This window comes from Nonomuraea sp. LPB2021202275-12-8, assembly GCF_037044575.1.
In the GTDB taxonomy this organism is placed as follows: domain Bacteria; phylum Actinomycetota; class Actinomycetes; order Streptosporangiales; family Streptosporangiaceae; genus Nonomuraea.
In genome coordinates this window covers 16,654-38,068 of the sequence record NZ_JBAHWD010000024.1, presented here as the reverse complement: position 1 = coordinate 38,068, position 21,415 = coordinate 16,654, and the positions used below count along the sequence as shown (strand labels likewise).

Here is a 21,415-nt window from a genome sequence, read left to right as displayed (position 1 = left end):
ATGCACATCCTCGCCACCGAGGGGCTGACCAAACGCTTCCCCACCGTCACGGCGCTCGACCGGCTCACGATCACCGTCGGATCCGGCGTCACCGGCCTCGTCGGGGCGAACGGCGCGGGCAAGTCGACGCTGATCAAGATCCTGCTCGGCCTGCTGCCGGCGTCCGAGGGCACCGCCAAGGTGCTCGACCTGGACGTGGCCACGCAGGGGTCGCAGATCCGCAGGTTCGTCGGCTACATGCCCGAGCACGAGTGCCTGCCCCCTGACGTGTCCGCCACCGAGCTCGTCGTCCACCTGGCCCGGATGTCCGGACTGCCGCGCACGGCGGCCCGCGAGCGCGCCGCCGACGTGCTGCGCCACGTCGGCCTGGCCGAGGAGCGCTACCGCGCGATCGGCGGCTACTCCACCGGCATGAAGCAGCGCGTCAAGCTGGCCCAGTCGCTCGTGCACGACCCCAAGCTGATCTTCCTCGACGAGCCGACCAACGGGCTCGACCCGCGCGGCCGCGACGAGATGCTGACGCTGATCAGGCGCATCGGCACCGAGTTCGGCATCAGCGTGCTCGTCACCTCGCACCTGCTCGGCGAGCTGGAGCGCGTCTGCGACCACGTCATCGTCATCGACGCCGGGCGGCTGCTGCGCTCCTCGGCCATCGCCGAGTTCACCCACGCCACGCAGACCGTCACGGTGGAGGTGGAGGAGGGTGCGCAGCCGCTCGCGGAGCGCCTGACCTCGCTCGGCCAGACCGTCACCCCGCACGGCCGCCTGCTGGTGGTCAAGGTCCTCGGTCCTGAGACGTTCGACGCCGTCCGCGATGCCGCCGCCGACCTGGACCTCGCCCTGATCCGCCTGGAGCAGGGCCGCCACCGCATCGAGGACGTCTTCAGGGAGGAGGCGGCCAATGTCTGAGATCTACGACATCGGCTACCGCCACTACGACGGCCCGCGCCTCGGCCGCGGCCAGGCGACACTGGCTCTGGCCGTGCACAGCCTGCGCGGGATCTTCGGCCTGGGCCGCACCGCGCGCAGCAAGATCATGCCGTTCGCCCTGGCGACCATCATGCTGCTGCCGGCCATCGTGTCGATCGCGCTGATGGCGCTGGTCCAGGAGCGCGGACTGCCCTACAGCGGTTTCGCCGTCATCATGCAGGCGGTCGTGGCGATCTTCCTGGCCTCCCAGGCGCCCACAGTCGTCGCCCCCGACCTGCGCTTCAAGGTGCTGCCGCTCTACCTGTCGCGGCCCATCGCGATCGGCGAGTACGTCGGCGCCAAGGTCGCGGCGATGACCGTGGCGCTGTTCCTGCTGGTCGCGGCGCCCCTCACGCTCATCTACGTGGGTGAGCTGCTGATCGACCTCGAAGGGCCGCCGCTGACCGGGGAGTTCTTCGGCGCGCTGGCCATGGCCCTGGTCCTGGCGCTGCTGCTGTCCACCTTCGGCCTGGCGATCGCCTCGCTCACGCCCAGGCGCGGCCTCGGCGTCGCCTCCGTCATCGCCGCCTACCTGCTGTGCTCCGCGGCGGTCCCGGTCATCTACGGCACGCTGTCGATGTCGGGCTACGACGCGGCGGCGCGGTGGGCGTGGCTCGCCAACCCGTTCTGGCTGGTCGACGCCGTTCAGGCCGCGCTGTTCGGCACCCCCTCGCACGCCGACGGCGACTATCCCGGGGGGCCCGTCCCCGCCGTCCTGGTGGTGGCGCTCATCGCCGCCGCCCTGGCAGTCCTGTCGCTGCGCTACCGAAAGGCTGCCTCGCGGTGAAGATCGAGCTCTCTCAGGTCTCGCGCTGGTACGGCAACGTCGTGGCGGTCAACGATGTCACGATGACGATCGGGCCCGGCGTCACCGGCCTGCTCGGTCCCAACGGCGCCGGCAAGTCGACGCTCCTGCACATGATGGCCGGCTTCCTGGCGCCCTCCGGCGGCACGGTCACGCTCGACGGCACCCAGGTGTGGAAGAACCATCAGATCTACCGAAATATCGGCTTAGTCCCGGAACGGGAGGGCGTGTATGGCTTCCTGACCGGCTGGCAGTTCGTCCTGTCGGCGGCCAGGCTCCACGGCCTGCCCGATCCGGTCGAGGCCGCCCGCAAGGCTCTGGCGACGGTCGAGATGGAAGAGCCCAAGGACCGGCGCGTCGAGACCTACTCCAAGGGCATGCGCCAGCGCGTCAAGGTCGCCGCCGCGCTCGTCCACGACCCGCCGGTGCTCCTGCTGGACGAGCCCTTCAACGGCATGGACCCCCGCCAGCGCATGCACCTGATGGACCTGATCCGCGCCATGGGCACCGGGGGCAAGACGATCCTGTTCAGCTCGCACATCCTCGAAGAGGTCGAGCGCGTCGCCCAGCAGATCGAGGTCCTGGTGGCCGGCAGGCACGCGGCCTCGGGCAACTTCCGCGAGATCCGCCGCCTGATGACGGACCGGCCGCACCTGTTCAAGATCCGGTCCAGCGACGACCGCAAGCTGGCCGCCGCCCTCATCCTCGACAGCTCGGCAGGTGGCGTCACGCTGGGTCCCGACGGCCTTGAGGTCCAGGCCGCCGAGTTCCGCCGGTTCGCCCAGCTACTCCCCCGCGTCGCCCGGGCCGAGGGCGTCCGGCTGCACCAGGTGTCCCCCGCCGACGAGGACCTGGAGAGCGTCTTCGCCTACCTGATAACCAGGAGCACCTGATGAACACCGTGGTCGCCGGCATCACCTACCGGGCGCTGCTGGGCAGGCGCAGGATCATCCTGCTGCTCCTGCTGCCGCTCGGCCTGATCGGCCTGGCCATCCTGCTCCGCCTCGTGGGCAGCACCGATCAGCGTTCGGCCCTGCTGCTGATGGAGAACTTCGCCATCGCCACCATGCTCCCGCTGCTCGGGCTCATCGCGGGCACCGGCGTCATCGCCCCCGAGATCGACGACGGCACCATCATCCACCTGCTGTCCAAGCCGATCTCCCGGCCGGTCATCGCCGGGACTAAGTTCCTGGTGGCGGCGTCGGTCCTGGCCCTGTTCGCCGCCGTTCCCACCTACGTCGCGGCCTGGCTTCTGGTCCGCAACGAGGACGGCATCGCCGCGGGCTTCACCGTCGGGGTCCTGGTGGCGGGCATCGCCTACGCTGCCGTCTTCCTGCTGCTCGGCGTCATCACCCGGCACGCCGTCGCCATCGGCGTCATCTACGCCCTGGTCTGGGAGACCCTCGTCGGCGGCTTCATCAAGGGCGCCCAGAAGTTCTCCATCCAGCAGTGGGGGCAGGCGATCGCCGACCAGATCTCCGATTCGCCGTTCCTGACGACGGAGGTCACCCTCGGCTTCGCCGTACCGGCACTGATCATCGTCACGGTCGGCTCGCTCTTCTGGGCCGGCCTGCGGCTACGCGCCTTCTCCCTCACCGGCGACGAGTGACCGCACTCCGGGTGCGGGGAACCCCCCGCACCCGGAGTGGACGTCAGACGCAGGCGACCCGGACCACTTCCGCGAGGCGCTCGGCGACCTTGGTGGCCTGGTCCTCCGAGGAGGCCTCCACCATGACGCGGATCATCGGCTCGGTGCCGCTCGGCCTGATGAGGACCCGGCCCGTCTCTCCGAGCTCCGCCTCGGCCTCCGCGACCGCGACCGTGAGCTCGTCCGCGGCGGACTTGCCCCGATCCACGTCCTTGACGTTGATCAGGATCTGCGGCAGCGGCGTCATGATCGACGCCAGCTCCCTGAGTGACCTGCCCGAGTTCGCCACCACCGAGAGCAGGTGGAGGGAGGTGAGCAGGCCGTCGCCCGTGGTGGCGTGGTCGAGCATGATGACGTGCCCCGACTGCTCGCCGCCCAGGTTGTAGCCCTCGGACTTCATCCGCTCCAGCACGTAGCGGTCGCCCACGGCGGTCTCGATCACGTTGATGCCCGCCTCGCGCATCGCCAGTTTGAAGCCCAGGTTGGACATCACGGTCGCGACCACGGTGTCCTTGGCCAGGCTGCCCTTGGCGTGCATGTCGGCCGCGAGGATGGCCATGATCTGGTCACCGTCGACGATGGCGCCGGTGTGGTCGACCGCCAGGCAGCGGTCGGCGTCGCCGTCGTAGGCGATGCCCATGTCGGCGCCCCGTGAGACGACCACCTGCTGGAGCTTGTCCAGATGGGTGGAGCCGTAGCCGGCGTTGATGTTGAGGCCGTCGGGCCTGGCCCCGATCGCCTCCACCCTGGACCCCGCACGCAGCAGCGCCTCGGGCGCGACCATGTGCGCGGCGCCGTGGGCGCAGTCGACCACGACGTTCAGCCCGTCGAGCTGCCCGTTCACGGTCGTCAGGACATGCGAGATGTAGCGGTCGGCCTCGCCGTAGGCGTCACGCACCCGGCCGACGGCCGAGCCGACCGGCCTGCTCCAGTCCTCGCCGATCCGCCGCTCGATCTCGTCCTCGACCGCGTCGGACAGCTTGAAGCCACCCCTGGCCAGGAACTTGATGCCGTTGTCCGGCGCGGCGTTGTGCGAGGCCGACAGCATGACGCCGAGATCGGCGCCAAGCGCGGCCGTGAGGTGGGCGACGGCGGGAGTGGGCAGCACGCCGAGGCGCAGCACATCCACTCCGGACGACGCGAGGCCGGCGACCACAGCGGCCTCGAGAAACTCTCCCGAGGCACGCGGGTCCCGGCCTACGACCGCTACCGGCCTCTGCCTTCGGCCTGAGCCGGTAGCGGCGAACACGCCTGCATCGCCGAGGACGTGAGCCGCCGCGACCGAAAGGGCCATGGCGATCTCGGCCGTGAGGTCGCGACCCGCGACCCCACGCACCCCGTCGGTGCCGAAAAGCCGCGCCAACTTAGCGCTTGCTGTACTGCGGAGCCTTACGGGCCTTCTTGAGGCCGTACTTCTTCCGCTCCGTGGCGCGGGCGTCACGGGTGAGGAAGCCGGCCTTCTTCAGCGGCGCACGGTTGGTCTCGACGTCCAGAGCCGTCAGCGCACGGGACAGGCCCATGCGCAGCGCGCCGGCCTGACCGGTCACGCCGCCACCGTCGATGCGCGCGATGACGTCGAACGCCTCTTCGGCGCCGAGCACCACGAAGGGCTCGTTGACGATCTGCTGGTGGACCTTGTTCGGGAAGTAGACGTCCAGCGAACGACCGTTGATCGTCCACTTGCCGGTGCCGGGGACGATGCGCACGCGGGCGATCGCCTCCTTGCGGCGACCGGTGCCGTACGAGTTGCCCGTCGTGATGGGCTTACGCACGGGAGCGTCAGCGCTTGCGGTGGATTCGGTGGTGTACTCGGAAGGGAACTCCTCGGTGGAGAACTCCTCCACCTCGGCCTCGACGGCCGTCTCGACACCGGTGGGCTCAGCCACGGTTCTCCTCTAACTCTTTCTCGGACTACTACTGGGCGATCTGGGTGATCTCGAACGGCACCGGCTGCTGGGCCTGGTGCGGGTGCTCGGAACCCGCGTAGACCTTCAGCTTCTTGGCCATCTTCCGGCCGAGGGAGTTCTTGGGCAGCATGCCCTTGACGGCCTTCTCGACGGCCTTGTCCGGCCGCTTCTCCATGAGCTCGCCGTAGCTCACGGAACGCAGACCACCCGGGTAGCCCGAGTGGCGGTAGGCCTTCTTCTGCTCCAGCTTGTTGCCGGTGAGCGCGATCTTGTCCGCGTTGATGACGATGACGAAGTCACCGGTGTCGACGTGGTTGGCGAAGATCGGCTTGTGCTTGCCGCGGAGCAGGATCGCGACGTGGCTGGCCAGCCGGCCCAGCACGACATCGGTCGCGTCGATGACGTACCACTGACGCTGGACGTCGGCGGGCTTCGGTGAGTACGTGCGCACGGTCGTAGCCTTCTTATGCTCGCGTCTTCGGCGCGCTGCCGGATGCGGCAGCGCTGGGGTCGGTCGGTGCGGGCACACGACGGCCCGGACCTTCCGTCTCCTCAAGTGATGGGAGATGACGCCGGACGCGCCGCGCATCGGTCACGCTGGACCTATGCACACAACGAACGATTAGGTTACCCGCCCTTGCGGACGCTGGTCAAAAGACCGGTAACCCTGGCTGAGTCTACCTGACCACAGAACGGTTCGATTTCAGTTCCCTGGCCCCCCTTCTTTACCACGACCCGACATCCCTATCGTTGGTGGCGGTATGTGGCAGAGTTTTCACACCCGGCACACCCAGCGGAGCGCACGGCGCCGGAACCACCTGGGTCTGCTGGCCTGCCTCATGGCGGCGCTGTTCACCGGAGTTCTGCTCGGCCGCATGGCCGGGGACCCGGTGCCCGCCGGCCACATCTACCTCAACGAGGCCACGCCCTCCCCCACGGCGAAGGCCGCCGCCCCCGCCAGGAAGAAGGCGCAGCCGCTGGCCGAACGGGTGCCCAGGCAGACGAGCTCGATCGCCCCGCGCACCAGGACCAGCGTCAAGCCGACCAGGACCTCCACCGACCAGATCCCCGGCTACACCGCCGAGGACCCCATCCGCACGCTCGGCGACGAACAGCAGGTCAAGAACATGCCGGGCGCGGCGTCCGAGGTCGTCCGCCTCACCAACGCCGCCCGGGCCAGGCGGGGATGCGGTCCGCTCAGGACTGACGGACGGCTGAGCAGGGCCGCCCGCGCGCACTCGGTGGAGATGGCCCGCTCAGGCCAGTTCACCCACGAGTCGCCCGACGGCTCGACGCCGTGGCACCGGATGGAGCGCGCCGGCTACTACGCGGGCGCCGCCGAGAACATCGGCCGCGGCTATCTGTCCGCCGACGAGGCTCTGAGCGGCTGGCTCGACAGTCCCGACCACCGCCGGAACATCCTCAACTGCGAGTTCAAGGCCATCGGCGTCGGCGTCGTGTCCGGCCCGGACGGTCCTTGGTGGACCCAGGACTTCGGACGTTCGTGACCAGCGCACGGTAATGTCTGCGCATGGGTTTTCCCAAGGAACGTGAAAACGGCACGGAGAGCACCCCCCGCCGTTCGCGCAAGGAGCGCAGGGCGGCCGAGGAGGACGCCGGCTCCTTCGCCGGAGCCTTCACCCCGGCCGACAACGCGCCGGCCACGCCCACGCCCACGCCCACGCCCGGCGCGCCCCCCTACGGCCTCGCACCGGGCCCGGCCTCCGGCCCCCGGACCGAGGCCAAGGCGGACGAGCGCACGGAGACCGGGCCGACCAGCAAGATGTGGAGCCCCTACGACGAGGGCAGCCGCTCTCGCGGCCCGCTCTGGGTGACGCTCGGCGGCCTCGTGGTGCTGGGCCTCCTCGGCGCCGGCCTCGCGGTGATGTGGAACGCCGACGATCCGTCGGCCACCGGCACGGACGCGGCCCGCCGCACCTCCGCGCCGCTCCCGTCGGCGCCTCCCGGCAAGTTCGGCTACGCCGCCGACCGCAGCACGGACCCCGACCCGCTCACGGTCAAGGAGCTGTTCAAGGCCAAGAAGCTCACCGTGTCGGGTCGCGCCTACCAGATGACCATCACCAGCAAGGACAAGAAGTGCGCCGACGGCGTCCTCGGCGAGAAGATCGCCAAGGAGCTCAAGGCCGGCAAGTGCACCCAGATGATGCGGGCCAGCTTCCGCGACAAGTCCGGCAAGGTGATCGGCACGGTCGGCGTGGCCAATCTCAAGACGAGCAAGAGCGCCGCCAAGGTCGCCAAGGCCTCCGGCAAGGCCGACTACGTCAAGCCTCTGGCGGGCAAGGACGAGGTCACCAAGTTCCTCGGCTCGGGCAGCGGCGGCGCGAAGGTGTGGACGCACGGCCACTACGCCGTTCTGGTCTGGTTCCAGAACAAGGACGGGATCAAGCCTGACAAGAACGGATCGAAGCGGCTCTTCCAGGCGGCCGACGACATCACCAAGGCGACGGTCTTCAAGGCGCTCGACGCCCGGACGCTGACGGGCACTCGCGCGGCCTGATATCGCCCTTCCAGTTGAATAAGCCCGCAAACAGGACGATCGATCCGGCCGGGAACGCCCATACCGCCGGAACGATCTAGCGACTCTCGCTAGGCTCCCCTTATGCGTGGCCAGGGACCCGGGTCTGAGCACGAGCGTAGGGAAACCGACGACTCGGCGGCACCTTCGACGCCGCCACCGAGCTTCGGCCAGCGGCCGTCCGGCGAGCGGCGCGTCCCACAGTCATACCCCGAGCCACCCTCCGTCGAAGAGGCGGAGGGGTGGCTGTCGGTCGAGGGCGAGTCCCGATCGGCGGACGCGCGGCCACGGCATGAGGACGACTCCCCTCCCGCCGAGGCATGGCTTTCGGTCGAGGACGAGCCACGCACTCCGGAGGGCGAGACCCGCCCGGCCGTCGCCTGGCCGCCCGCGCAGGGCGGCTCCCACGCCGCTGCCTGGCCGCCCGCCGGAGCCGAAGGCCGTCCACCCGCCTGGCCGCCGGCCGAGAGCGAAGTCCCCGCTGCCGCGGCATGGTCTCCGACCGGCGGTGGGGACCTTCCCGCGCTGCCGGCCTTCCCAGGCGCGCAGCCGTGGGAGGTGCGGGAGGGCGACGCCGCGCCGTATGACTGGTTCGCCGGGCCGGAGGGCGCGGACGAGCCGCCGGTGACGGGCACGGATCTCGACGCGACCGCCGGCCCCGAAGCGGCCTGGCCCGCGGAGCCCGTGGTCCCCGGCGCGCCCCGGTGGGAGCCGCCACCGGCGTTCACGGCAGCCGCGGCGGGCATGCAGGTGTGGCCGGCGCCCGTCTCCGACCCGCCCGCCATGCCGCCCTGGCCGGCCGCGACCGGCGAGCTGGAGCCCGAGAGCGACGAGGCCGCCCACGGCGCCACGCCTGACGCCGGTCCGGCACAGACCGGCCCTTCCACCGCACCGCCCCCGTTCGACCCGAACGCCACGAACCCGCACCCGGTGCTCCCGCCTTCCGCATCCCGGCCGCCGGGCCCGCCCGCCTACAGCACCGGAGAGACCATCGCGGCGTTCAGCGCCCCGGTGCCGGCCGACACGGAGGAGACCGCGCCCCCCGCGGGCGCCAGGAAGTCCCTGCCGCCCGCGGGCAGGGTCACGCCGACACCGGGCCCCAAGCTGCCCCCTTCGCCGCTGTTCGACCCCAAGCACAATGCCGACGCCGGCAACCTGGCCGAGCCCGGCGACATCCCGGTCTGGCCGCCCACCCCGCCCGAGCAGGACCCCCCACAGCAGGACAAGCTGCCCGAGCTCCCGTTCAGCCCGGAAGTCTGGGGCCACAAGCCCGCACTCGCGCTGCCTCCCGGCGGCGCCACTCCCACCGAACCCCCGCCGCAGGCCGCCGGCACGCTCCTGCCGGGCGCGTTCAGGCAGCCGCCGTTCGCTCCGCTGCCGGTCAAGCAGCCGGGCAAGAGCAAGCGAGCGCTGTTCGCCACGCTGGGCGTGCTGGTGCTGGCGGGCGTCGCGACAGGTGGCTTCTTCGCTGTCAGGTCGGTCGGCACGCCCGAGGCCGCGCCTCCCGTCACTCCTCCGGCGGCGACCCCCACCGCCGCCCCCGCCGTCACCACCCCTGCCGAGCCGGTCGGCACCTCCCTGCTCAACTCCGAGATCACCGACCCGAAGAAGCTGTCGCTGACGGAGGCGTTCCCCAAGAAGAAGGTGAGCGCGGCGGGCGCCGTGTTCACCAGGGTCAAGTCCGACGTCGCGGCGAGCTGCGAGGAGGCGGCCTCCGGCCCGTTCGCAGAGGCGCTGCGCGAGCAGAAGTGCAGCCGCGTCGTGCGCGCCACGTACGTCGACGCCAAGCGCCGCTGGGCCGTGACGACCGGCATCGCCGTACTCCCGAGCAAGGACGCCGCCCTGCGCGCCGACGAGGCCAAGAACCTCAGCCGCAACCTCTGGTTCCGCGGCCTGCCCGGATCGCCGGGGACGGGCGGCGACCGCGTGCACATCGCGGGCGGCTACGCGGCCGGCCTGGTCTGGGGCCGCTACATCGTGTTCAGCTACGCCACCCACGCCGACGGCCACACCCCGGCCGCCAAGGAGAAGACGCTCATCAAGGTCAGCAGCGCCTTCCGCGACCAGACGTCACTGGTCCTCGAGCGCCGCATCACCGAGGACTGACAGGGTCCGGACCCGCCGGGTGGCGCTCGCTCGCGCCGCGAGCTCGGCCACCGGCGGATAACTCACCTCTTCCAGGCACAGGCCGTGCGCGGGCGCCACATGCACCCCCGAGTCCCGTACGGCCTTCGCCAGCACCTGCCCCGGCCACTCGACCGGCCGCCGCCCGTCACCCGCGGCCAGCAGGGAGCCGACCAGGGCCCGCACCATCGAATGGCAGAACGCGTCGGCCACCACGGTGGCGACAAGCACCCCGCTCTCCTCCCGCACCCAGTCGAGCCGCTGCAGCTCCCTGATCGTGGTGGCGCCCTCGCGCTTCTTGCAGAACGCCGCGAAGTCATGCTCGCCCAGCAGCCGGGCGGCGGCCGCGTTGAGCGCGCCCAGATCGAGCGGCCGGTTGTGCCAGACGACCTCCTGCCGGCGCAGCGGGTCGACGCCTCCCACGGCGTCGCTCACCCGGTACGCGTAGCGCCGGGACATGGCCGAGAACCGGGCGTCGAAGCCCTCAGGAGCCACCGAGACCCGGAAGACACGTACATCCGGGGCCAGGACTCCCCCCAGCCTCCGCACGAGCGCAGAGAGCCGCTCATCCACGCTCAGCTGCCCGGGCCGGTTCCCGTCGAGCTCGGCGAGCGCTTCGTCCACGAGATCGACGTGCGCCACCTGGCCCCGGGCGTGCACGCCCGCGTCCGTACGCCCCGCCACCGTGAGCACGGGCGGCTCGGCGAGCCGCAGGATCCTGCCGAGCGCCTGCTCGATCTCCCCCTGAACCGTACGGAGGCCGGGCTGCCTGGCCCACCCGGAGAACCCGCTCCCGTCATAGCCGAGGTCGAGTCGGAGCCGTACCACGATCATCCTCCAGAAAGTCACCGGACTCAACGGACGCTACCGCGCACCAAGCCCCCATCCATACGAAAAGGGCCCGGCCCCCCGTGGAGGGGGTCCGGGCCCGATTCTGGTGGCCTGAACGGATCAGGCCTCGTCCTTCTTCGCCTCGGCGGCGGGAGTCTCCTCAGCGGGAGCCTCCGCGGCCTCGGTCTCCTTGGCCTCCGCGGCCTCGGTGTCCTTGGTGTCCTTGGCCTCGGCTGCCTCGGTCTCCTCGGCGGCCGGAGCCTTCTCCTCGGTCGCCGGAGCGGTCTCCGCGGCCGGGGTGGTGCGGGAGACGCTGACCGGGTTCAGGGGCTCGGACACCAGCTCGATGACCGCCATGGGGGCGTTGTCGCCCTTACGCGCACCGATCTTGGTGATCCGGGTGTAGCCGCCCGGACGCTCGGCGAACGTCGGCGCGATCTCCGTGAAGAGGTGGTGGACGACGCCCTTGTCCTTGACGACGGTGAGCACCTGGCGACGGTTGTGGATGTCGCCCTTCTTCGCCTTGGTGATCAGGCGCTCCGCAAGCGGGCGGAGGCGCTTGGCCTTCGTCACCGTGGTGCGGATCTTGCCGTGACGGAACAGGTCCGTGGCGAGGTTCGCCAGGATCAGCCGCTCGTGCGCCGGGCTGCCGCCAAGACGCGCGCCCTTGGTGGGCTTGGGCATTGCTCTCTCCTTGTGAGTTCACCCGCCCCGGCCGTACCAGGTACCGGAGTCGGGCCGGCCGCGTCAGGCGACGCGGCCGTCAGTGTCCCCGCGCCGGGCGGGCAGGCCGCCCGGCGAGGGGTCGTGAGGGCCGGAGCCCTCGCGGGGTCAGTACTGCTCGGTCTCGACGTACGCGCTGTCGTCGTCGTCGTAACCGCCACCGGCCACCGCGCTCGGGTCGAACCCGGGCGGGGAGTCCTTGAGGGCCAGCGTCATCTCGTGGAGCTTCTGCTTGACCTCTTCGATGGACTTGGCGCCGAAGTTCCTTATGTCGAGCAGGTCCTGCTCGCTGCGGGCGACGAGCTCACCCACGGTGTGGATGCCCTCGCGCTTGAGGCAGTTGTAGGAGCGGACCGTGAGGTTGAGCTCCTCGATCGGCAGCGCCAGGTCGGCGGCCAGAGCCGCGTCGGTCGGCGACGGGCCGATGTCGATGCCCTCGGCCTCGACGTTGAGCTCGCGGGCCAGGCCGAAGAGCTCGACGAGGGTCTTACCGGCGGAGGCCACCGCGTCGCGGGGCTTCATGGCCGGCTTGGTCTCGACGTCGAGGATCAGACGGTCGAAGTCGGTACGCTGCTCGACTCGGGTCGCCTCGACCTTGTAGGTGACCTTGAGCACCGGGGAGTAGATGGAGTCGATCGGGATGCGACCGATCTCCTGGCCCGGCTGCTTGTTCTGAGCGGCGGAGACGTAACCGCGGCCGCGCTCGACGGTCAGCTCCATCTCGAGCTTCGCCTTGCCGTTGAGCGTGGCGATGCGCAGCTCGGGGTTGTGCACCTCGACACCGGCGGGCGGCGCGATGTCGGCGGCGGTGACCTCACCCGGCCCCTGCTTGCGCAGGTACATCACGACCGGCTCGTCGTGCTCGGAGGAGACGACGAGCTCCTTGAGGTTGAGGATGATGTCGGTGACGTCTTCCTTGACCCCGGGAACGGTCGAGAACTCGTGCAGCACGCCCTCGATCCGGATGCTCGTCACGGCCGCGCCCGGAATGGACGACAGCAGCGTGCGGCGGAGCGAGTTGCCGATGGTGTAGCCGAAACCCGGCTCCAGCGGCTCGATGACGAACCGGGAGCGCGTGTCGTCGATCGACTCTTCGAGAAGAGTCGGGCGCTGAGCGATCAGCATGAGTGGGTTCCCCTTTTTCGTGTGGCGCCCGCTATATGACGCCACTCCGATAAACAGCCTAGTTCGCGTACGGAATCCGTACGCGAACTAGGTGACGAGCGACTACTTGGAGTAGTACTCGACGATGAGCTGCTCCTGGACCTGGGTGTCGATCTGCTGGCGAACCGGCAGCTGGTGAACCAGGACGCGGAGCTTCTCGGGCACGACGCCCAGCCACGCCGGGACCGTGCGGTCACCGGCGGTGGCGCGGGCCACCTCGTAAGGCAGGAGGTTGCGCTTGGTCTCGCGGACCTCGATGATGTCGTGCTCGCGAACGCGGTAGGACGGGATGTCGACCTTCTTGCCGTTCACGGTGATGTGACCGTGGCGGACCTGCTGGCGAGCGGCGTCACGCGACTGGGCGAACCCGGCACGGTAGACGACGTTGTCGAGGCGGCTCTCCAGGATCTGGAGCAGGACCTCGCCCGACTTTCCGCTCTTGCCCGCGGCTTCCTCGTAGTAGTTGCGGAACTGCTTCTCGAGGACGCCGTAGATGCGGCGGGTCTTCTGCTTCTCGCGAAGCTGAAGCTGGTACTCGGACTCCTTGGGACGTCCGCGGCCGTGCTCACCCGGAGGGTAAGGACGGATCTCGATGGGGCACTTGGCGGATTCGCACTTGCTGCCCTTGAGGAAGAGCTTGGTCTTCTCGCGACGGCAGAGCTTGCAGTCCGCGCCCGTGTAACGAGCCATTTCTCAATATCTCCTGGGAATCAGACGCGGCGGCGCTTCGGCGGACGGCAGCCGTTGTGCGGGACCGGCGTGACGTCCTGGATCGAACCCACCTCGAGGCCGGTGGCCTGAAGGGAGCGGATCGCGGTCTCCCGGCCGGAGCCAGGACCCTTGACGAACACGTCGACCTTGCGCATGCCGTGCTCCATGGCGCGGCGAGCGGCGTTCTCGGCGGCCATCTGAGCGGCGAACGGGGTGGACTTACGGGAGCCCTTGAAACCCACGTGGCCGGCGCTGGCCCAGGAGATCACGTTCCCGTTCGGGTCGGTGATCGAGACGATCGTGTTGTTGAACGTGCTCTTGATGTGGGCGTGCCCGTGAGCGACGTTCTTCTTTTCCTTGCGGCGCACCTTCTTGGGCGCACCCTGACGGCTCTTAGGAGGCATTGCTTGCCTTAACTCCTGAGGTGTTCGGTCTCGCGGCTGCGGAGACTACTTCTTACCGGGCTTCTTCTTGCCGGCCACGGTCTTCTTCTTGCCCTTACGGGTGCGCGCGTTGGTCTGGGTGCGCTGACCGTGGACAGGCAGACCCTTGCGGTGCCTGATGCCCTGGTAACAACCGATTTCGATCTTGCGACGAATGTCGGCCTGAACCTCACGGCGCAGGTCACCCTCGATCTTGAAGTTCGACTCGATGTAGTCACGCATCGGGACGAGCTCGGTGTCGGAGAGCTGGTGCACACGCAGGTCGCCGCTGACACCGGTGGCCTGGAGGATCTCCTGGGCGCGGGTGCGGCCGATTCCGTAGATGTAGGTGAGAGCGATCTCCAGCCGCTTGTCGCGGGGGAGGTCGACGCCAACCAGGCGAGCCATGGTCGGGCATTCTCCTTCTTTGTGGCGGAGGTCTTGCGCGCCACTTCCCCTCCCCATGCCCGGGGTGAGGGCCCCGGCCTCCGACCGGGGGTCTCCCGAGTGGTCCGTGCCGCCAAGGCACGCCTGCTCGGGTGTAGCACGCGATTACAGTCTCAGGCTCCTCATGCGTCGAGCCCGCTCCCTGCTGGGGCGGACTCGGAGAAGCCTTGCGGCGACTAGCCCTGACGCTGCTTGTGGCGCAGGTTGTCGCAGATCACCATGACGCGACCGTGCCGGCGAATCACCTTGCACTTGTCGCAGATCTTCTTAACGCTCGGCTTTACCTTCATTGTCCTTCGGTTTCCTCAGACGTCTTACTTGTATCGGTAGACGATCCGCCCACGACTCAGGTCATAGGGGCTCAGTTCAACGACTACCCGGTCGTCAGGAAGAATCCGGATGTAGTGCATCCGCATCCGTCCGCTGATGTGGGCCAGGACCTTATGGCCGTTATCGAGCTGCACCCGGAACATAGCGTTCGGGAGCGACTCAACCACAGTGCCCTCGATCTCGATGGCGCCGTCTTTCTTGGCCAAAATCCCTCGCGTTTCACTGATCGGTCGTCTGAGGCTCCGGTTCACTAAGCAGCCGCGACCCCACGCTTCGAAGAGAGCGGCGACCGGCAAGGTCGCCGACGCGTGATAGTCATAGTGAGCCGACTAAGGAGTGTACGACACCTGAGCCTAGAACGCGAAACGCGTGCCAGGTGTCCTGACACAACCATGCCCTAGTCTACCGGAACACTTTCCCGCCTCACGCCATCTCCGCCGCCAGGCGGGGCGTTTCCTATACGGCACGGCCGGAAGGCACCAGCCTACCCCGGCACGGCGGAAGGCCCGCCGGGTGACCGGCGGGCCTTCGTGGACTGCTGGTGATCAGTAGATCCGGTGGACGGAGCCGCAGTACGAGTGCTTGCCGCCCCAGCAGGTGTAGGTGTAGAGCTTCTTGATGTTCTTCTTGTACCAGGTCGAGTCCGAGGAGCCGTTCCATCTGTAGTAGTGGCTGTCGGTCTTGCCGTTCTTGTACTCGTAACGGAACCAGACGTAGCCGCGCTTCGAGGTGAACTCCTTGCCGTACCAGTGGGTGTAGAGCTTGCCGTTGGACTTCCAGGTCTTCCCGTAGGTGTAGGCCTTCTTGTTGCTGGAGTAGTACTTGCCCCAGTTGCCGGCCGAGGTGGCCTGCGTGGCGACCTGGGTGGAGCCGGCGGTGGCCGCCTGGGCGGCGGGAGCGACGGCGAGACCGGTGAGGGCCATCGAACCGGCGAGGGCGGTGGCTGCTAGGACCTTGCGCATTCGGTGCCTCCGTGAGTGGTGTTCTCTCAACACCGCTTACGTTAGGAACACAGGCGATTCCATACTGTGGAGGAATACGCAAAGCGCACTAGTGCACAGATAGGCGCCTATTTCCTATGCGGCGGCCCGCTGCCGAAAATGGTGCTGACCAGCAGAATCGCGCCCCACGGGCCCATGACCCACAGCGGCCAGGGATAGACGAAGTCGCCGGTTGTGAGGCTGACGATCAGCCAGATCACCCAGTTGATCGCGCTCGCCGCGGCCCACGCGCTCCACGCGGCCTTCATACCCGGATGCATGCCCGAAGGCCTGGCGAGCGGTAACGGCGCCACCTTGGCGGGACGGTTGCGCAGGTCCACATCCGGGAGGTCGGCCGTCAGCCGGGCGAGCTCGCCGTAGGTCTTGCTCTTGTAGAGCTGTTCGAGCCGCTCGTTGAACTCGTCCATCGTGATGCGGCCCTCGGCGGTGTGTTCGCGCAGCACCGCCGCCACCTTGTCGCGATCGACGTCCGAGGCACGCATTTCGGGGCTCTGCGCCATACCACCACTCCTGGCTCGTTTACGGCTGCGCCAGGCGCTCTTTGCCGCCATCCAGGGCGGTTAGCACCCAAGGACCATTATGTGTCACGGCGACGCTGTGCTCGAAGTGTGCGGACGCCTTACCGTCGATCGTTACGACGGTCCAGTCGTCGGCCAGCACCCGCGTGCGCTCGGTACCGAGGTTGACCATGGGCTCGATGGCCAGGCACATGCCCGGCTCCAGCACCGGGCCCCTGCCCGCCTTGCCGTGGTTGGCGATCCACGGGTCCATGTGCATCTCCGTGCCGATGCCGTGGCCTCCGTACTCCTGCGGGATGCCGTAGCGGCCCTGGGACCTGACGTAACGCTCGATCTCGTAGCCGATGTCCGAAAGGTGACGGCCGACGGTGAGCGCCCTGATGCCGCACCACATCGCCTCTTCGGTGATCCGCATCAGCTCGGTCAGCTTGGGATCCACCTCGCCCACCCCGATGGTGACCGCGGAGTCGCCGTGCCAGCCGTCGAGGATGGCGCCGCAGTCGATGGAGATGACGTCACCCTCGCGAAGCTTGCGGGCGTTCGTCGGGATGCCGTGCACCACCTCGTGGTTCACCGAGGCGCAGATGGTCGCGGGAAAGCCCTGATAGCCCTTGAACGACGGGATCGCGCCCTCGTCCCTGATCGCCTTCTCGGCGATGACGTCGAGGTCCAGCGGCGTCATACCGGGCTCCACCGACCGCCTCAGCAGATCGAGCGTGCGCCCGACCACCAGTCCGGCCCCGCGCATCTTCTCGAGCTGCTCGGGCGTCTTGATCTGAATTCCATGCCTGTTTCTCTTGAACACGTACGGCACCCCCAGGGACTTCAACGGGCAGACGTGGGAGCTCAATTCCCCCACAATAGCCGCGAGGTGGCACGGGAACCCGTGCCACCTCCGCAGTCGATCGTCACAACTAACCTATGAAGGGCCGTATGGCATCCATGGCCCGCTGCGTAACCTCTTCGACCGGGCCGGTCGCATCGACCCCGACGAGGATGCCCTCGTCGGCGTAGTAGGCGATCAGCGGCGACGTCTGCTCCTGGTAGACCTCCAGGCGGTGCCTGACGGTGTCTTCCTTGTCGTCGTCGCGCTGGAACAGCGCGCCGCCGCAGGCGTCGCACTTGTCGTCCTGCTTGTCGTCGAACTCGACGTGCCAGATGCGCCCGCACTGGCTGCACGTGCGCCGGCCCGCCAGCCGCCTGACCACCTCGTCGTCATCGACGACGAGCTCCAGGACCAGATCGAGGCCCTGTCCCCAGTCGGCGAGCATCTTCTTGAGAATCTCCGCCTGGGGCACGTTGCGCGGGAAGCCGTCGAGCAGGAAACCGTCCTGCGCGTCGTCCTCGGAGAGGCGGTCGCGGACCATGGCGATGGTGACCTCGTCGGGCACCAGGTCGCCACGGTCCATGTACGTCTTGGCGAGCTTGCCGAGCTCCGTGCCGCCAGAGACGTTGGCACGGAAGATGTCACCTGTCGAGATCTTCGGGATTGACAGGTTCGATGCGATGTATTGGGCCTGTGTCCCTTTACCCGCTCCAGGGGGCCCGACCAGAACGAGACGCACTACCGCAGGAAACCTTCGTAGTTACGCTGCTGCAGCTGGCTCTCGATCTGCTTGACCGTGTCCAGGCCGACACCAACCATGATCAGAATGCTCGTCCCTCCGAACGGGAAGTTCTGGCTCGCACCGGCCACCGCTAGCGCGACGATCGGGACCATGGAGATCAGACCCAGATAGAGCGCGCCGGGCGCGGTCAGACGGGTGAGCACGAAGTTCAGGTATTCAGCCGTCGGCCGACCCGGGCGGATGCCCGGAATGAACCCACCGTACTTCTTCATGTTGTCAGCCACTTCAGTGGGGTTGAAAGTGATGGACACGTAGAAGTACGTGAAGAAGACGATCAGCAGGAAGAAGGTGGCCATGTAGATGGGCGTGTCACCCGTGGCCAGGTTCTGTGAGATCCACTGCACGACCGGGTTCGGGTTCTCGGCGTTGGCGAACAGCGAGGTCACGAGCTGCGGAAGGTAGAGCAGCGAAGAGGCGAAGATGACCGGGATGATGCCGGCCTGGTTGACCTTCAGCGGGATGTAGGTGGACGTGCCGCCGTACATCCTGCGCCCGACCATCCGCTTGGCGTACTGGACCGGGATGCGGCGCTGCGCCTGCTCGACGAAGACCACGGCCGCGATCATGAAGATGCCGACCACCAGGACCACGGCGAAGGTGAACTTGTTCGCCTGGAAGATGTTGGCGAGCTCGGAGGGGAAGATCGAGACGACGGAGGTGAAGATCAGGATCGACATGCCGTTGCCGACGCCCCGGTCGGTGATCAGCTCACCCAGCCACATGATCACGGACGTGCCCGCGGTCATGATGACGACCATCGTGACGATCTGGAAGACGTTGTCGGGGTCGAGCAGCACGTCCTGCTGGCAGTTCGGGAAGAGCTGGCCGGAGCGCGCCAGCGCGATGAACGCCGTCGACTGCAGGATACCGAGGCCGATGGTCAGATAACGCGTATACTGCGTGATCTTGGCCTGCCCGGCCTGACCCTCCTTCTTGAGCGCCTCAAGGCGTGGAATCACGACGACGAGCAGCTGCAGAATGATGCTCGCGGTGATGTAAGGCATGATGCCCAGCGCAAACACCGACAGCTTCAGAAGCGCGCCGCCGCTGAACAGCTGCACCATTCCGTAGATGTTGCCGGTGTCGCCGGTACGGGCCTGGTCGAAACAGGCCGCCAGGTTCTGGACGTGAACGCCCGGAGTCGGAAGAACCGAGCCGAGACGGAACAGCGCGATGATGCCCAGAGTGAAGAGCAACTTCTTGCGCAGGTCCGGTGTCCGGAACGCCCGGGTAAACGCGGTCAGCACGGTCCCTCCTGCGCGCCTATAAGGCGGTGTGAGTATGCGATGGTGCGGGGATCTGCCATCTGAAGTCTCAGGTCAGTCGAGCAGGACAGAATCCTGCTGTCTCGCGAACTCTAACGCACTACGGGCGTGGGGGCCCATTGTCAGAACCCCCACGCCTCGTAATGGCTCTTACAGCTCGGTAACGGAACCACCCGCAGCGGCGATCTTCTCCTTCGCGGCGGACGAGAAGGCGTGAGCCTGCACGTTCACCGCGACCGAGATGTCGCCGGTGCCGAGCACCTTCACCGGCTGGTTCTTGCGGACAGCGCCCTTGGCGACCAGCGTCTCGACGGTGACATCGCCACCGTCGGGGAACAGCTCGCCGAGCCTGTCCAGATTGACGACCTGGTAGGTCGTCTTGAACATGGCGTTGGAGAAGCCCTTGAGCTTCGGCAGACGCCTCTGCAGCGGCACCTGGCCACCCTCGAAACCGAGGGGGACCGTCGTGCGGGCGCGGCTGCCCTTGGTGCCGCGACCGGCGGTCTTGCCCTTGGACGCCTCGCCACGACCCTTGCGGATCTTGGCCTTGTTGGCGCCAGGAGCAGGACGCAGGTCGTGAATCTTGAGCGGAGCCTTGTCAGTCATGACTAGTCGACCTCTTCCACCTCGACGAGGTGCGTCACCACGGAGACCATGCCACGAATCTCGGGCCGGTCCTCCTTGACGACGACGTCGCCGATTCGCTTCAGGCCAAGCGAACGCAGCGAGTCACGCTGGTTCTGCTTGCCACCGATCTTCGAGCGAACCTGAGTGATCTTCAGGCGTGCCATGACTAGCTCACCGCCCTGGAGGCCGCCGCTTCGGCGATGCCCTCGCGCTGAGCCTTCAGCATCCTGGCCGGCGCGACGTCCTCGATCGGCAGGCCACGCCGGGCGGCGATCTCCTCGGGGCGGGAAAGCCCCTTCAGAGCCGCCACGGTGGCGTGCACGATGTTGATCGGGTTGTCCGAGCCGAGCGACTTGGACAGCACGTCGTGGATGCCCGCGCACTCCAGGACCGCACGCACCGGGCCACCGGCGATGACGCCGGTACCGGCCGAGGCGGGGCGCAGGAAGACGACACCGGCCGCCTCCTCACCCTGCACGATGTGCGGGATGGTGCCCTGGATCCGAGGCACCTTGAAGAAGTGCTTCTTCGCCTCTTCGACACCCTTGGCGATGGCCGCGGGGACTTCCTTGGCCTTGCCGTATCCGACACCGACCATGCCGTTGCCGTCACCGACGACAACCAGGGCGGTGAAGCTGAAGCGACGACCACCCTTCACGACCTTGGCCACTCGGTTGATCTTCACTACGCGCTCGATGTACGAGACGCCCTTGTCGGCGGCGCCACCGCGGCGATCGTCACGACGGTCCCGCCGCTCGCCACCGGTGCCGCCACCGCGACGCGGAGCTGCAGCCATCAGTGGTTCCTCATCTCAGTTGCCATATCAGAACTCGAGCCCGCCTTCGCGAGCGCTGTCCGCCAGAGCCGCGATGCGCCCGGCGTAGCGGTTGCCACCACGGTCGAAGACGACAGCGGTGATCCCGGCTTCCTTGGCCCGCTGAGCGAGGAGCTCGCCGACCTTCTTGGCCTTCTCGGTCTTGTCCACCTCGAGCGTGCGCAGCGAGGAGTCCATGGTGGACGCGCTCACCAGAGTGTGGCCGACGGAGTCGTCCACGATCTGCACGAACATGTGGCGGGTCGAACGGTTGACGACCAGACGCGGACGCTGGGCCGTACCGACGACGTTCTTGCGGACGCGGCGGTGACGGCGGGCCCGCGAGACGGTGCGGGCAGCCGTGTGCTTGCCGAACGCAGTCTTCGGAGCCATGCCTACTTACCAGCCTTTCCGACCTTGCGGCGGATCTGTTCGCCCTGGTAACGCACGCCCTTGCCCTTGTACGGGTCAGGCTTGCGCAACTTGCGGATGTTGGCCGCGACCTCGCCGACCTTCTGCTTGTCGATGCCGTCCACATGGAACAGGGTCGGCTTCTCGACGCGGAAGGTGACGCCCTCGGGAGCGTCGACGATGACCGGGTGACTGAAGCCCAGTGCGAACTCCAGCTGCGTCGGGCCCTTGGCCTGAACGCGGTAACCGACTCCGACGATCTCCAGGGTCTTGGAGTAACCCTGCGTGACGCCCTGCACCATGTTGGCGATCAGCGTCCTGGAGAGCCCGTGCAGCGCACGGACCTTGTTCTCGTCGTTGGGACGAGTCACTGCGATGGCGCCGTCATCGTCGCGGTCCACCGCGATGGGCTCGGCGACCTTGTGAGAAAGCGTGCCCTTCGGGCCCTTGACCTGGACATCCCGGCCGTCGATCGTGATGTCTACGCCGCTCGGCACAGGGATGGGCAGCCGTCCGATTCTCGACATGCTGTGT

At 68.0% G+C, this 21,415-nt stretch carries 28 protein-coding genes; 7 read left to right on the top strand and 21 right to left on the bottom strand.

Annotation, left to right across the window (positions count from 1 at the left end; all coding sequences use genetic code 11):
- From V5E28_RS33435 to V5E28_RS33420, 4 genes are read left to right on the top strand one after another with little or no spacing between them, the layout of a single operon-like run.
- Nucleotides 1-909 (top strand): ABC transporter ATP-binding protein, encoded by a 909-nt coding sequence (locus V5E28_RS33435; RefSeq protein ID WP_336212934.1) that lies wholly within the window; start codon nucleotides 1-3, stop codon nucleotides 907-909.
- Nucleotides 902-1,756 (top strand): ABC transporter permease, encoded by an 855-nt coding sequence (locus V5E28_RS33430; RefSeq protein WP_336212932.1) that lies wholly within the window; start codon nucleotides 902-904, stop codon nucleotides 1,754-1,756. The genes V5E28_RS33435 and V5E28_RS33430 overlap by 8 nt, the downstream gene beginning before the upstream one ends.
- Complete coding sequence (locus tag V5E28_RS33425) at nucleotides 1,753-2,667, top strand: ABC transporter ATP-binding protein (protein ID WP_336212931.1); 915 nt, start codon at nucleotides 1,753-1,755, stop codon at nucleotides 2,665-2,667. The genes V5E28_RS33430 and V5E28_RS33425 overlap by 4 nt, the downstream gene beginning before the upstream one ends.
- Nucleotides 2,667-3,383 carry an ABC transporter permease subunit gene (locus V5E28_RS33420; protein ID WP_336212929.1) on the top strand — a complete coding sequence of 239 codons (717 nt, stop codon included), beginning with the start codon at nucleotides 2,667-2,669 and terminating at the stop codon, nucleotides 3,381-3,383. The genes V5E28_RS33425 and V5E28_RS33420 overlap by 1 nt, the downstream gene beginning before the upstream one ends.
- A 43-nt stretch (nucleotides 3,384-3,426) precedes the next feature.
- Here the strand turns inward: V5E28_RS33420 and glmM are convergent, their stop codons facing one another.
- Genes glmM through rplM form a run of 3 tightly spaced genes read right to left on the bottom strand, consistent with a single transcriptional unit; the run spans nucleotide 3,427 to nucleotide 5,780 of the window.
- On the bottom strand, nucleotides 3,427-4,785 hold the full coding sequence (glmM, locus tag V5E28_RS33415; protein WP_336212927.1) for a phosphoglucosamine mutase: 1,359 nt from the start codon (nucleotides 4,783-4,785) through the stop codon (nucleotides 3,427-3,429).
- A gap of 1 nt (nucleotide 4,786) precedes the next feature.
- Entirely contained in the window at nucleotides 4,787-5,308 is a 522-nt protein-coding gene (gene rpsI, locus V5E28_RS33410; RefSeq protein ID WP_336212925.1) for a 30S ribosomal protein S9, read from the bottom strand.
- 28 nt (nucleotides 5,309-5,336) lie between these two features.
- Nucleotides 5,337-5,780, bottom strand: a complete 444-nt coding sequence (rplM, locus tag V5E28_RS33405) for a 50S ribosomal protein L13 (RefSeq protein ID WP_189126367.1) — start codon at nucleotides 5,778-5,780, stop codon at nucleotides 5,337-5,339.
- A gap of 310 nt (nucleotides 5,781-6,090) precedes the next feature.
- Between rplM and V5E28_RS33400 the strand changes: the two genes are divergently transcribed.
- From V5E28_RS33400 to V5E28_RS33390, 3 genes are all read left to right on the top strand, one after another.
- Nucleotides 6,091-6,837, top strand: coding sequence for a CAP domain-containing protein (locus V5E28_RS33400; protein ID WP_336212922.1), 747 nt, complete (start codon nucleotides 6,091-6,093; stop codon nucleotides 6,835-6,837).
- Between the two features lie 23 nt (nucleotides 6,838-6,860).
- Complete coding sequence (locus V5E28_RS33395) at nucleotides 6,861-7,847, top strand: hypothetical protein (RefSeq protein ID WP_336212920.1); 987 nt, start codon at nucleotides 6,861-6,863, stop codon at nucleotides 7,845-7,847.
- 102 nt (nucleotides 7,848-7,949) lie between these two features.
- Nucleotides 7,950-9,971 carry a hypothetical protein gene (locus tag V5E28_RS33390; protein WP_336212918.1) on the top strand — a complete coding sequence of 674 codons (2,022 nt, stop codon included), beginning with the start codon at nucleotides 7,950-7,952 and terminating at the stop codon, nucleotides 9,969-9,971.
- Here the strand turns inward: V5E28_RS33390 and truA are convergent.
- From truA to rplF, 18 genes are all read right to left on the bottom strand, one after another.
- On the bottom strand, nucleotides 9,936-10,823 hold the full coding sequence (gene truA / locus V5E28_RS33385) for a tRNA pseudouridine(38-40) synthase TruA (protein WP_336213080.1): 888 nt from the start codon (nucleotides 10,821-10,823) through the stop codon (nucleotides 9,936-9,938). The genes V5E28_RS33390 and truA overlap by 36 nt on opposite strands.
- Before the next feature lie 117 nt (nucleotides 10,824-10,940).
- On the bottom strand, nucleotides 10,941-11,504 hold the full coding sequence (rplQ, locus tag V5E28_RS33380) for a 50S ribosomal protein L17 (protein ID WP_336212916.1): 564 nt from the start codon (nucleotides 11,502-11,504) through the stop codon (nucleotides 10,941-10,943).
- Between the two features lie 147 nt (nucleotides 11,505-11,651).
- Complete coding sequence (locus tag V5E28_RS33375; RefSeq protein ID WP_138670590.1) at nucleotides 11,652-12,668, bottom strand: DNA-directed RNA polymerase subunit alpha; 1,017 nt, start codon at nucleotides 12,666-12,668, stop codon at nucleotides 11,652-11,654.
- 102 nt (nucleotides 12,669-12,770) lie between these two features.
- Nucleotides 12,771-13,397, bottom strand: coding sequence for a 30S ribosomal protein S4 (rpsD, locus tag V5E28_RS33370; protein ID WP_189126374.1), 627 nt, complete (start codon nucleotides 13,395-13,397; stop codon nucleotides 12,771-12,773).
- A 20-nt stretch (nucleotides 13,398-13,417) separates the two neighbouring features.
- On the bottom strand, nucleotides 13,418-13,822 hold the full coding sequence (gene rpsK / locus V5E28_RS33365; RefSeq protein ID WP_020542285.1) for a 30S ribosomal protein S11: 405 nt from the start codon (nucleotides 13,820-13,822) through the stop codon (nucleotides 13,418-13,420).
- Between the two features lie 45 nt (nucleotides 13,823-13,867).
- A complete protein-coding gene (gene rpsM, locus V5E28_RS33360) occupies nucleotides 13,868-14,248 on the bottom strand; it encodes a 30S ribosomal protein S13 (protein ID WP_336212910.1) in 381 nt (126 codons plus the stop codon).
- A 215-nt stretch (nucleotides 14,249-14,463) separates the two neighbouring features.
- On the bottom strand, nucleotides 14,464-14,577 hold the full coding sequence (gene rpmJ, locus V5E28_RS33355) for a 50S ribosomal protein L36 (RefSeq protein ID WP_003956441.1): 114 nt from the start codon (nucleotides 14,575-14,577) through the stop codon (nucleotides 14,464-14,466).
- Between the two features lie 24 nt (nucleotides 14,578-14,601).
- Complete coding sequence (infA, locus tag V5E28_RS33350) at nucleotides 14,602-14,823, bottom strand: translation initiation factor IF-1 (protein WP_012887858.1); 222 nt, start codon at nucleotides 14,821-14,823, stop codon at nucleotides 14,602-14,604.
- A gap of 339 nt (nucleotides 14,824-15,162) precedes the next feature.
- The gene (locus tag V5E28_RS33345) at nucleotides 15,163-15,579 is read right to left on the bottom strand and encodes a hypothetical protein (RefSeq protein WP_336212902.1); all 417 of its coding nucleotides are present in this window, start codon (nucleotides 15,577-15,579) and stop codon (nucleotides 15,163-15,165) included.
- A 107-nt stretch (nucleotides 15,580-15,686) separates the two neighbouring features.
- Nucleotides 15,687-16,118, bottom strand: coding sequence for a DUF1707 SHOCT-like domain-containing protein (locus V5E28_RS33340; RefSeq protein WP_336212900.1), 432 nt, complete (start codon nucleotides 16,116-16,118; stop codon nucleotides 15,687-15,689).
- 19 nt (nucleotides 16,119-16,137) lie between these two features.
- Entirely contained in the window at nucleotides 16,138-16,941 is an 804-nt protein-coding gene (gene map / locus V5E28_RS33335; RefSeq protein WP_336212898.1) for a type I methionyl aminopeptidase, read from the bottom strand.
- A 109-nt stretch (nucleotides 16,942-17,050) separates the two neighbouring features.
- On the bottom strand, nucleotides 17,051-17,701 hold the full coding sequence (locus V5E28_RS33330; protein WP_336212896.1) for an adenylate kinase: 651 nt from the start codon (nucleotides 17,699-17,701) through the stop codon (nucleotides 17,051-17,053).
- Nucleotides 17,701-19,011 (bottom strand): preprotein translocase subunit SecY, encoded by a 1,311-nt coding sequence (secY, locus tag V5E28_RS33325; protein WP_336212895.1) that lies wholly within the window; start codon nucleotides 19,009-19,011, stop codon nucleotides 17,701-17,703. The genes V5E28_RS33330 and secY overlap by 1 nt, the downstream gene beginning before the upstream one ends.
- Nucleotides 19,012-19,179: 168 nt before the next feature.
- Nucleotides 19,180-19,635: a 50S ribosomal protein L15 gene (gene rplO, locus V5E28_RS33320; protein ID WP_336212893.1), complete on the bottom strand. Its 456-nt coding sequence runs from the start codon at nucleotides 19,633-19,635 to the stop codon at nucleotides 19,180-19,182.
- 2 nt (nucleotides 19,636-19,637) lie between these two features.
- Entirely contained in the window at nucleotides 19,638-19,820 is a 183-nt protein-coding gene (gene rpmD, locus V5E28_RS33315) for a 50S ribosomal protein L30 (protein ID WP_080043226.1), read from the bottom strand.
- 2 nt (nucleotides 19,821-19,822) lie between these two features.
- Complete coding sequence (rpsE, locus tag V5E28_RS33310; protein WP_336212892.1) at nucleotides 19,823-20,452, bottom strand: 30S ribosomal protein S5; 630 nt, start codon at nucleotides 20,450-20,452, stop codon at nucleotides 19,823-19,825.
- A 27-nt stretch (nucleotides 20,453-20,479) separates the two neighbouring features.
- Entirely contained in the window at nucleotides 20,480-20,863 is a 384-nt protein-coding gene (rplR, locus tag V5E28_RS33305) for a 50S ribosomal protein L18 (RefSeq protein WP_336212890.1), read from the bottom strand.
- 2 nt (nucleotides 20,864-20,865) lie between these two features.
- On the bottom strand, nucleotides 20,866-21,408 hold the full coding sequence (gene rplF / locus V5E28_RS33300; RefSeq protein ID WP_336212889.1) for a 50S ribosomal protein L6: 543 nt from the start codon (nucleotides 21,406-21,408) through the stop codon (nucleotides 20,866-20,868).
- Between the last annotated feature and the right edge of the window lie 7 nt (nucleotides 21,409-21,415).